The following is a 10,328-nucleotide window of genomic DNA, read 5'->3' as shown; positions in this document are numbered from 1 at the left end:
TTTGGGCCCAATGACCTGAATTTAATAGCTATTGCCAAAGGGCCAGACCGCAATGCAGGCCGCGAGCAATTTTTCAGGCCCAACCGTGCCCCTTTCCAATTGCCGATCAATGATCCTGCGCTTTATTATCTTCAACGATTGCGCGATGAAGCCCACCGCTGGGCCATTGGCGCACACCGCGCCAAACGCAGCGCTGATATTGTGAAAAACCCGCTAGATGAAATTGGTGGCATTGGACCATCGCGCAAAAAAGCATTGCTACACCACTTTGGCAGCGCAAAAGGTGTCTCTAATGCGAAACTAAAAGACCTTGAGGGCGTTGATGGTGTATCTGCCGCGCTTGCACAGAAAATATATGATTATTTCCAGAATTAGAGATTTGCCCCGAATTAGAGATTTGCCCCGAATAGAGATTTGCCATGTCGTCCACGCTCAATATCCGCCTCGCCGCCCCTAAAGATCACGCGCGCATCTGGGAGATTTTAGAGCCAGTCCTCAGCGCTGGCGAAACTTATGCCCTGCCTTCAGATTGGAGCAAAGACGAAGCACTGGATTATTGGTGCAATGATGACAGGCATACATTCGTCGCGGAATGTGATGGTGTTATACTGGGGACATATTATCTAAAAACCAATGCGATGGGCGGACTTTCCCACATTGCCAATTGTGGATATGTCACCGGCTATAAGGCCCGTGGGCGCGGTGTCGCCTCCCAAATGTGTGAGCATTCTCTGTTAAAGGCCTGTGAGTTTGGTTATAAGGCAATGCAGTATAATTGTGTCGTTGCTACCAATTCAGGTGCGATTCGCTTATGGCAAAGATGGGGTTTTGATATTGTCGGCACACTTCCCAAAGCTTTCGCCCACCCCACCCAAGGCATGGTCGACGCGCATGTGATGTTTAAGAGCTTGGTTTAGGGTAAAAGATAGGAACTGACCCTTTCCAGCCCATCCTGAATGTATGCAGCTTGGTGATCTAACAGACCAAAAGCAAACGTTCTATTCACAATAACTACATCCAACCCAAACGGATCAATCGCACTCAAAGGCATCCCTGCAACATACCCAAACGGATTAGCGCCGCCATTTAACCTAATCGGGTCAGTATCCAGATAACGTCCAAGTGTAGGATCATAGTCGCGCCAATGGTTTTGCAGGAGGCCTGTTTCAAACGGCTCTACTCCCTTAATTCAACCCACTGATTTATTTACTTTATCAAAAGCGGGCTGCTGTGCCCCCGTTACGAGAAGTAAATCCTATAATATCAAAAAACTCATTGAATGATTGCGTTTTCTTTATGAGATTTGCACGCCGCCGATCAAAACCTATTCCGGGCATCAATCTACGTAATCTTTGGGCCGTCATCTCTTGAGCTTCTTCTAGAGTAACCTGCCTTACAAAGGTCAGGTCAAATTCCACCTCTGCAAACTTTTTGAATTCTAAAACAAGCACATGATGCCAAGGCATCCAAGTTTTCACAGTACGAATATTTTCAGTATGGAAATATCGTAATTCCGCATCTATATATTCATAAGCCTGAATAGTTCCATCCACGACAGCTTTTTTATAACATGTTTGCAGGTCTTTGATATTTGCATATCCTTCTACATTTGCACCTTGACCAAGGGCAATTACAGGAAATGTTAATTGCATTTTTATTCTCCAGATGCTCCCGCAAAAACAGCGCCAGTCGCGCTACCCGCTTGGAATGATTTTGGGACACCAGCACCCAATCGCTCATAAAAATTGAATTTAGAATGAATATCACGATGAATTGGTTTAGGAATTGAATTCAGATTAAATGGGTGGTTTTTGATGGAATTAGATACATGCTTTCCCCAATCATTTCTTGGAATTGCCCAGTGATGTAAATCATTTGAACTCGGTATATTTTGAGCTCTTCTAGTTCTTTGACTGACGGCATTCCATCTTTTAGACGTCGCGACATTTAGGCATTTCTTACCCAGTTCAGAATGGCGCAATCCACCGCTTACAAATTTAGTTGCTGCTATTCCTCCACCAAGCCCTCCAAGGGCACCTAATAAACCGGACTTCACGACTTGACTAGTGTCGTTACAATTAAAATCTCCATTCTGTTCGACATATTAATCCACAGCCGCTCCGATAGCCCCCCAATGCTATCACAGGCAACAACCACGCAAACTCTCCGGTTGGATCAACATAATGCAGTGGATCTGCATAAGCATACCCAAATGGATTTGCACCGCCACCTAGGCCAATAGGGTCTGCATCTAAATAACGCCCCAATATTGGATCTTACACTATCACCAGTACAGGCCCCAATGTTTACCGGCCTTGGCGTTTTTGGAACGATCAACTTTATGTGGATGCCATATCTATAAGTGTTTGCTTTGCCAAAATTGTACCTGTCCACATTTCGCGAATAACGGCCTCCCCCTCAGAATCACTCATCCAGTAATAAACCACACCCCGCAAAACGCGTCATGCCCGATGGCGCAGCCGTCTGGGTATCCATCTCTTATCGTCTCAACACTGTTTGGGGATGCAATTTCGGGTGTTGGATTCCCTGATGCGCACACGCATCGGGAATGACGCGCAAAGGCTAGTGACCAAGACAGTTCTACACTTGCTCGACATCTTAGCCTCTATGTCATCCCGCATGAAGCGTAGCGGTATTGCGGGACCCATTTTTAAAATCTAGCAATGTTGATGCATGGGTTCCGGTCTTTGCCAGACGACAAAACCGGAATGACAGTGGTGGGTTTTGCCATTGGGTACGCACCTCCCTTTTGCTGGATATCTGGAAACTTATCCTCGCCCCGTAAAGTCTGGCGCATATTCAATACACCTTCTCATGGTGTGGGCGATGCGCAAATTCGTATCATGAGCGGGCTGATGCTTTGAGCATTGAGCGAGCATGTGTTGATTGTCAGCTTGAATATCAAATCATCAGGTAAAGCGCACGCTTCTGGCGGCACGCATACCAAATTTATATTCCCTAACTGCCGACAAGGCGTGTGCTTTACAGCCCATTTCCCAGTCAGTGATCAAGATAGGCTCTAAACACCTCCCCATATCATATGGCGGAGCTATCGGCGCATCTGACATCATATTGAATTATTCAAAAATAGAGACATATTCGGCTGGCATATCGTCGATTTCCAGAATTTCTATATCTTTATAAAACAGCTCGGCGGCTTCGCTTTGTAGCTGGATTTTGCCCTCATACAGATTGATTGCTTCGCCGTTCTCAATATAGCGGGAATTTTGCAGCGCCATCACGACATGACCATTGACTATGTGCAGGCTGCGGCCTTCATGGCAGATTAGCTCTAGCTCATTCCATTGCCCATGCGGGTTTTCGTGATTTACCTTGCGCAGAACAAAGCCTTGAATGTCTTGGCCTTCCCCCACAGAAATCCAGTCTTGAGATTCATCGGCGACGGGGTTCATAATGTATTCGGGGATGTAAGCGCGAATATCTATGGCGGAATTGGCTTGGTTCCAGAAATCTCCCATATGTCCCTGCATGATCTGAAATTCCTGAGATAGCATCCAGCTGCGCCAATGATCTGCGCCCATTGGCCCGATGGAATGATATAGAATGCCAGAATCTTTTAAAAGCTTTTCGCGCGGTGGCCAAACTTTATCGCCCCATTTCACTTTTAGCTTTAGGCGATAATTGCGATATTCTTTCTTTGAAATGACAGCGCCATAAGCTTCGCCGCTGACGCGCAAGACGGGTTCACCCTCTTGGATAATGCTGGTGAAGACACCCATTTCATCATTGCCAGTGTTAAGCCCTATTGGAGCGATATCATTGCCTGCTGAATCCGTTGGCATTGAGCCATCATAGCCATATTGATGACGATAGCTGAGGTAGATATCCCATTGTGATAAATCTTCATCGAGAAGCGGTGTCCATTGTGTTTGTGCACACGCGCCTAGTGGCATGAGAAACAAACACGCGATGAATGTGAGACTAGATTTTACGGATATCATTTTGCTCCCCCTTTTACAGCCATTTTGGCTTTATCTGGGAGCCTTTTTAACACTACACACCAATTAAGACAACGTTATCATAATTTCGGACAGAAAGCTCAAAATGATCAGTACACTGATTAAAATTGTGATTAGCTGGCTTTTTCTTGAGGTGTTTGATCGAGGACATTTTCACGTCCCCATTTATGCAATTCCATAATAATAGTCCGCAAAGATTGCCCCTTATCTGTGAGGCTGTATTCAACACGAGGCGGCACTTCAGCATAGACTTCACGGTGGATTAGTCCCGCATCTTCTAACTCTCTCAATTGCTTGGTTAAAATACGCTGAGAAATGCCTGTAAGCGTGCGCTGAAGCTCGTTGAAACGCATGGTTTGGTCGAGCAAAATACACAAGATAGAGCCTTTGCCCTTGCCGCCGATAATATCCAGAGCTGCCTCTACTGGACATCCGCGATGGGTATAGTCTGCTTGCTTTTCATAAACAATTTTCTCGCTCACCAATAGTACCCTTTATGTAACCATAGAACCAAATTGTGCGTTCTTGCGCGGAAATATCAGCATCATACATAACCGATATGAACCCAGTCCCCAAATCAAACCAAAGAGAGAAATGACTATGGGAAATGATATTATCGCCGCTGCAAACAGACGCTATACGACAAAAGCGTATGACCCTAACAAAAAAAATCCCTGACGAAACTGTGCAAAAACTAAAAGACCTGCTGCGCCTCTCGCCATCAAGTGTGAATTCTCAGCCTTGGCATTTTATTATGGCCTCAACGCCAGAAGGCAAAGAACGCGTCGCCAAGGGAACTGATGAAAAATTTCCATTCAACTCACCGTCAATCCGCAATGCGTCTCAAGTTATCGTATTTGCGTCTCGCCTGCATGCAGACGACGCTTATTTGGCTCAACTTCTTGCACAGGAAGAAAAAGACGGCCGCTTCCCTGAAACTGCTCACAAAGAGAAAATGGATGGTGGACGCAAACTGTTTGTTGGATTGAACCAAACCTCTCCAGAAGCTGAAGTGAGCTGGCTTGCGCGCCAAACATATCTGAATTTAGGGCAATTCCTCTTGGGTGCAGCCGTGCTAGGGCTGGATGCGACACCTATGGAGGGCGTCGACACAGATGCTCTGGATAAAGAATTTGGCCTGAATGAAAAAGGCTATTCTGCTCTGGCTGTTGTCACTGTTGGATATCACGACACAGACAATGACTATAACGCAGCATTACCTAAATCTCGTCTGCCATTTTCTGAGATTTTGACAGAGATATAAATCAAAAATCTGCAAAAAAATAACAAAGGCGAGGTTTTTTACACCTCGCCTTATTTCAAAGCTGATTAATCTTCGTATCTCATATCCGAACTAAACTGACCCCAACGGTCAAATTTGTCTGGTCGTCTTTTGGGAGAATGTTGTGGCATCACATCAAACGCTTGATTGCGCGATGCATTATTTCCTAAACGTGTGCGTTTTGGACGAGAAGATGGACCAACTTTTTTCATTCCGGACATCGGATTTTCCTAGAAACGGGTCAGCAATCCTTAATTGTGACCACGAGCCAATACAATTTGATCGGCTTTTTTCGAGGGGTTTAAACCTACGCTATTTTTCCGACCATAATAGAAATTTGATACCGATTTAGGAAAAGCGCAATATGCTTTAAAAAATATTTTTTCAGCGCAAATATTCGTAATTTTTTAAGGCTAAATTTGCTTCATAAACAGCGCAAAAGCAGTCAAGCCTTCCGGCCATGGTCCTTGCCCTGTTTTGGGGCTTATATGCCCTGCTTCACCCGCATCTATAAGGCTCGCGCCCCAAGCTGATGCAAGCGCTTCTGATTTTTCAAATTCCATTGTTTCATCATTCCGGCTCGCAACCAATTGCACGCGGAATGGAAATTTTTGTCGTGGAATAGGTTTAAAATCATGATCATCAAAGTCAGGAATTAAACCTTCACGTTCCCAATCTGATGGCGCAACGAGAAACGCCCCCACAACTTTGTCTGGTGCAAAAAATGGAAGCGCGTGCGCAATCGTTATAGCCCCTAAAGAATGCCCCACCAGCATGACGGGCTTATCTGCTTTTTCAACGGCAAGCACTAAATCCCCCACCCAATCTTCGCGCTTGGGTGTTTTATAATCTTTGTGCTCAACCAATTGTGCCGTTTTCATCTGACGCGACCAGCGGGCCAGCCAGTGCGTGTCATCTCCCCATCCATAGCCGGGTGAGAGAAGAATACTTGCTTCGGATAATTTCATAGTCAGCCCACCTCAAAAAAACCAAACAAAAAAGCGCCGGAGAATGAATCTCTCAGCGCTTTTAATTACTCTACACAAATACTCTACACAAACTTGTAGGCCAAACTATGGCCGTTTTTTTTAGTTATCTTTTTTCAGCAACGACGCAGGGTCGAAGCGGTACGAAAAATACACACCAGCGCCAAGAGCTGCTAGAATGTAAATAAGAATTTGTGTGCTTTGTTCCATAATTGAATAATCGCTCAGTTCATATTAATGTCGCATTAACGCTACTGATACGCGTGGGCTGTCGAATGGTTCCTCAAAAACTATAGAGGTTTCGACTTTTATTTTTGTAGATGAGTTGGAAACGTTACCTAGTCTCTCAATCAACCTACAACATCATAATATACAATGACTGGTAGTGTACATTCAATCAGACGTTCACAACAGTGATACGCGAACAAACGTGATAAAACTTACCAATTATTCACAAGCCCCACTTCCAAATACGCGGAAGTTTACATCAATAACGCCCCAACAATTTCCCAGAAATTGTGTCGGGCTAGGCATGTAGGGAGCGCAAACTGTAGAGTCAATCTTCTCTATACAGACATTAAGCAGATGTAATTCTAATCACCGTCTCGTGAACGATGATCAGACAATTTACGTACATTGTCCTGACCGTCTGGGTCTGATCCATTGTCGTCATCATCATTCTTGTCTCTGCGTGCAAAGAAAGACGCAAAAAAAGCCGCTAATATCGCAAATACAATCGCAAAAAGAATTAAACGTCCCATAGCTAATTCATTTCCATTCTAATGCTTCGCCGCGCATAATTGCATCAGCACGGGGTGTTAAATGTCGGTCAGGGCCATCATAGAGTGTCAGACCATCTAGTAAAACTGTGTCACCTTTACGAAGACCCTTTCGTGCACGCACTAAAATACGTTTTGTGGGGGCTCCAGCATGTGACCGCACAGGCAAAACACATATTTCACCAAATCTAGGCTGTAGAAAACTAAGGATTTCAGACAAAGCCGCAGCGCGATGTATAATTGTTATGCGACCTTTGGGCTTTACGGCATGTAGCATGAATTTTAGCCAGCTTTCTAGCGGAACATCAGCGAGATACGCGCCCTCTTTGCCTTCACCGACAGCTTGAATTGTGCTGGGATTAAAAAATGGTGGGTTGGAAAACACCTGATCATACGCATTGAGCAACGAATCTGGGCGATTGCTGACATCGCCTTGAAACACTTCCACCCGATCTTGCAACGCATTCTCTGCGACATTTTGCTGCGCAAGCGCTAGCATGCGCTCATCGCGCTCTAATCCGGCGACATGGACACCCTGCAATCTGTGCGCACAGCTAAGCAATGCCGCACCAGCGCCGCAGCCCGCTTCTAAAATTCTTTGCTTAGGTGCTGCCTCAAGGGATGCAGCTAGAAGTACAGCATCTAATCCTGCACGATATCCTTTTGCATATTGACGCAAGGAGACCTGCTCATTCAGAAGCCAATCCTTTGTAATTTCATTCATTTTTAGAAATTACTCGTTTTCTTCTAATACTTTTAGTGCCAAACGTGCCGCATCAACGCGATCATCAGGCACCAATATACGTCGCGGAATCGCGCCGATTGATCCTTCAATAGAAGATGTGAACTGGTCAGCTTGAAATGGATCACACCCAGCTTCAGTCAACAAGGTCATGGCATAGCTCAACTTAACCGGATCATTCGTTCTTAAAATTTCAATCATAAACTCAATATTCCAGATTATTTTACCGGTCACATTCTCGCGACATTGCTCACTACATTCTTGACCTATATATGCTCGCCGGAATAGCTTGCGTCCAGTCTTGGGTGCGCGCATAAGCACATTCATACAAACAAATTGTATTCCTAATCCGCCAAGGGGGTCGTCTTTGACCTTAATCGCAGAACTCGCCGAAGGGTCACCATTGAAAAAACCCCCGATGGACACGCTTACCGAACTTGTCGCAGAAGACCTATCCTCTGTGGAAGCGCTTCTGTCTGAACGCGCAATAAGTTCAGTTGCAACAATCCCAGACATGTCAGCCTATTTGATTGGTGCGGGCGGTAAACGTCTGCGCCCTCTTATCACATTGGCAGCAGCTTATGCGGCTGGTGGTAAAGGTAGTGCGCCTCTGCACAGTCTAGCTGCCGCTGTGGAATACATTCACACCGCGACCCTGCTTCATGATGATGTTGTGGATGAAAGCGATTTGAGACGCGGAAAAAAAGCGGCCAAAATGCTTTGGGGGAATTCTGCCTCTATTCTGGTTGGTGATTTTCTGTTTGCCCGCGCTTTTACGCTGATGGTCGAAACACGGTCATTGAGGATATTGGATATTCTCTCCAATGCATCCTGTGTGATCGCGGAAGGCGAAGTCAAACAGCTAGCCGCTATCGGTAAGGCTGACCTGCCCATTAATGACTATATGGACATTGTCGAAGCTAAAACAGCCGCTCTATTTGAAGCCGCCGCACGTGCAGGCGCGCTGACAGTTGTTGCTGAAGGCAAAGAATCTGATGGCTTGGCGGAATATGGCCGCCGCCTCGGACGCGCCTTCCAGCTTGTCGATGATGCACTCGATTATGACGGGTCAACTTCAGTCATCGGTAAATCTGTAGGCGATGATTTCCGCGAAGGAAAACTGACACTTCCAGTCCTGCTGGCTCGTGAACATGGCGATGCTGATGCGAGGGCATTCTGGGATCGTGCAATGGATGTTTCCAAGCAGACGGAAGCTGACCTTGAAACCGCTATTGGATATATTCGCAAGGCAGACACCGTGAAAGCAACATTAGACGCCGCGCGCGATGAAGTTGCGAAAGCCAAAGCAGCGCTGGAAGTTCTGCCATCATCAGAATATGTAGATGCCTTAGCTGATATTGCAGATTTTGTGGTTGATCGCGCCTATTAAAATTAGGCTTCGCCCTGCTCAGTTTGGCGTTTTGACATAGCTTCATTGCTTGTCGGGTCGACATTGTGCTCACCCGCTTCCAGCAAACCCACCGCGATGGCCGCGCGCCGAATACGCACATGCATGGCGCAGCCTAAAAGCGTGACGCCGATAAAGATCACTAAGGGGGCTTCAAAGCCAATAGCAGCCCCTGCAAAGCCTAAAGCTGCGCAATTGGCGGCAATCATCCAATGCCCAATGGCAACTTGCCAATGCTTGAGGGCAAGCGGTGGTTTTAGCCCTAATTGATAGACATGCATTGTGTGCGCTTCCCAGAAGTTTTCTCCGCGTTTGACGCGATAATTCAGCGTTAAAAGCACATCCACAAGGAAGGGTGATAATAATATTGGCGGGATAAACACATATTCAGGCCGCGCCTTCACGAGCAATATCGAAAACCCGCCCAGCGCCATACCTACAGCGAGCGCTCCGGCATCACCAGCAAATAGTTTTCCGCCAACATTCCAGATGAGGAAGCCTATCAGCGCACCCGTCAGCGCAGCAGCAGCGATGGCTAATTCCCACTCACCCGCAAAGCCTGCAACGCCGCAAAACCCCATACACGCAAAACTTGCCATGCCCATGGAAACACCATTGGCACCATCCATAAAATTGACGGCATTGGTCACGACAACAAACCAAATAACTGCCAGAATAATGCCGCCAATCATTCCAAATTCACGCACCTTGCCAAACCCTGGCGATATCGCATCGGCATAAACGCCGGCGCAAGCCACACCAACACCTATTGCTATTTGGGCAAATAACTTGGCTTTGGCATTTATCGCGGCAAGGTCATCGATTAGCCCCAACACCATCATAGCGACGACGCCAACGCCTAACCATCCAATGGGCGTGTCTAATTGAAAAGCGACGCTAGAAGCCAACAGGGCCAACAAACCCGCAGGTATAAACCCAGCCCCGCCAGAGCTTGGCACTGCTTTCTTTTGGGATACCAGTTTGCGTTCGCTATCGGGTGTATCCATCAAGCGCACAGCAATGAGCACGCGGCACGCAATCGCGGAGATGAGTAATGCCAAAGCGCCGACTACAAATATATTTAAAGCCGGATGCATGTCTGTCACCATAATTGGAAAAACGAATTCAAA

At 46.4% G+C, this 10,328-nt stretch carries 15 protein-coding genes and 1 pseudogene; 4 read left to right on the top strand and 12 right to left on the bottom strand.

Features of this window, described 5'->3' with window-relative positions; translation table 11 throughout:
- Positions 1–375: helix-hairpin-helix domain-containing protein (locus AC5EF3_RS12660; protein WP_493548292.1), on the top strand; the 375-nt coding region annotated here is incomplete at its 5' end.
- A 44-nt stretch (positions 376–419) separates the two neighbouring features.
- A complete protein-coding gene (locus tag AC5EF3_RS12655; RefSeq protein ID WP_493548291.1) occupies positions 420–917 on the top strand; it encodes a GNAT family N-acetyltransferase in 498 nt (165 codons plus the stop codon).
- Here the strand turns inward: AC5EF3_RS12655 and AC5EF3_RS12650 are convergent.
- From AC5EF3_RS12650 to AC5EF3_RS12625, 6 genes are all read right to left on the bottom strand, one after another.
- A complete protein-coding gene (locus AC5EF3_RS12650) occupies positions 914–1,156 on the bottom strand; it encodes an RHS repeat-associated core domain-containing protein (protein ID WP_493548314.1) in 243 nt (80 codons plus the stop codon). The genes AC5EF3_RS12655 and AC5EF3_RS12650 overlap by 4 nt on opposite strands.
- A gap of 58 nt (positions 1,157–1,214) precedes the next feature.
- Entirely contained in the window at positions 1,215–1,652 is a 438-nt protein-coding gene (locus tag AC5EF3_RS12645) for a hypothetical protein (protein ID WP_493548290.1), read from the bottom strand.
- Between the two features lie 2 nt (positions 1,653–1,654).
- Positions 1,655–2,056 (bottom strand): hypothetical protein, encoded by a 402-nt coding sequence (locus AC5EF3_RS12640; RefSeq protein WP_493548289.1) that lies wholly within the window; start codon positions 2,054–2,056, stop codon positions 1,655–1,657.
- A gap of 22 nt (positions 2,057–2,078) precedes the next feature.
- Entirely contained in the window at positions 2,079–2,267 is a 189-nt protein-coding gene (locus tag AC5EF3_RS12635) for an RHS repeat-associated core domain-containing protein (protein WP_493548288.1), read from the bottom strand.
- 831 nt (positions 2,268–3,098) lie between these two features.
- Positions 3,099–3,983, bottom strand: coding sequence for a 3-keto-disaccharide hydrolase (locus tag AC5EF3_RS12630; protein WP_493548287.1), 885 nt, complete (start codon positions 3,981–3,983; stop codon positions 3,099–3,101).
- Between the two features lie 131 nt (positions 3,984–4,114).
- Entirely contained in the window at positions 4,115–4,483 is a 369-nt protein-coding gene (locus tag AC5EF3_RS12625; RefSeq protein ID WP_493548286.1) for a winged helix-turn-helix transcriptional regulator, read from the bottom strand.
- A 118-nt stretch (positions 4,484–4,601) separates the two neighbouring features.
- Between AC5EF3_RS12625 and nfsB the strand changes: the two are divergent.
- A pseudogene (gene nfsB / locus AC5EF3_RS12620) lies at positions 4,602–5,265 on the top strand (oxygen-insensitive NAD(P)H nitroreductase).
- Between the two features lie 65 nt (positions 5,266–5,330).
- Here the strand turns inward: nfsB and AC5EF3_RS12615 are convergent.
- The 5 genes from AC5EF3_RS12615 to AC5EF3_RS12595 all read right to left on the bottom strand — a co-directional run bounded on the left by AC5EF3_RS12615 (position 5,331) and on the right by AC5EF3_RS12595 (position 8,105).
- On the bottom strand, positions 5,331–5,504 hold the full coding sequence (locus tag AC5EF3_RS12615) for a hypothetical protein (protein ID WP_015826926.1): 174 nt from the start codon (positions 5,502–5,504) through the stop codon (positions 5,331–5,333).
- Positions 5,505–5,696: 192 nt separating this feature from the next.
- On the bottom strand, positions 5,697–6,251 hold the full coding sequence (locus AC5EF3_RS12610; RefSeq protein WP_493548285.1) for an RBBP9/YdeN family alpha/beta hydrolase: 555 nt from the start codon (positions 6,249–6,251) through the stop codon (positions 5,697–5,699).
- A gap of 611 nt (positions 6,252–6,862) precedes the next feature.
- Positions 6,863–7,030, bottom strand: a complete 168-nt coding sequence (locus tag AC5EF3_RS12605; protein WP_493548284.1) for a hypothetical protein — start codon at positions 7,028–7,030, stop codon at positions 6,863–6,865.
- A 7-nt stretch (positions 7,031–7,037) separates the two neighbouring features.
- Positions 7,038–7,772, bottom strand: coding sequence for a tRNA1(Val) (adenine(37)-N6)-methyltransferase (locus AC5EF3_RS12600; protein ID WP_493548283.1), 735 nt, complete (start codon positions 7,770–7,772; stop codon positions 7,038–7,040).
- Positions 7,773–7,781: 9 nt separating this feature from the next.
- The gene (locus AC5EF3_RS12595) at positions 7,782–8,105 is read right to left on the bottom strand and encodes a putative signal transducing protein (RefSeq protein ID WP_233356748.1); all 324 of its coding nucleotides are present in this window, start codon (positions 8,103–8,105) and stop codon (positions 7,782–7,784) included.
- Positions 8,106–8,208: 103 nt separating this feature from the next.
- Between AC5EF3_RS12595 and AC5EF3_RS12590 the strand changes: the two genes are divergently transcribed.
- On the top strand, positions 8,209–9,180 hold the full coding sequence (locus AC5EF3_RS12590; RefSeq protein WP_493548313.1) for a polyprenyl synthetase family protein: 972 nt from the start codon (positions 8,209–8,211) through the stop codon (positions 9,178–9,180).
- A gap of 2 nt (positions 9,181–9,182) precedes the next feature.
- Here the strand turns inward: AC5EF3_RS12590 and AC5EF3_RS12585 are convergent, their stop codons facing one another.
- Entirely contained in the window at positions 9,183–10,295 is a 1,113-nt protein-coding gene (locus AC5EF3_RS12585; RefSeq protein WP_493548282.1) for a glycosyltransferase family 4 protein, read from the bottom strand.
- Positions 10,296–10,328: the final 33 nt, after the last annotated feature.

The organism is Hirschia sp., from assembly GCF_058892565.1.
This window is presented reverse-complemented; position numbering and strand designations above follow the sequence as displayed.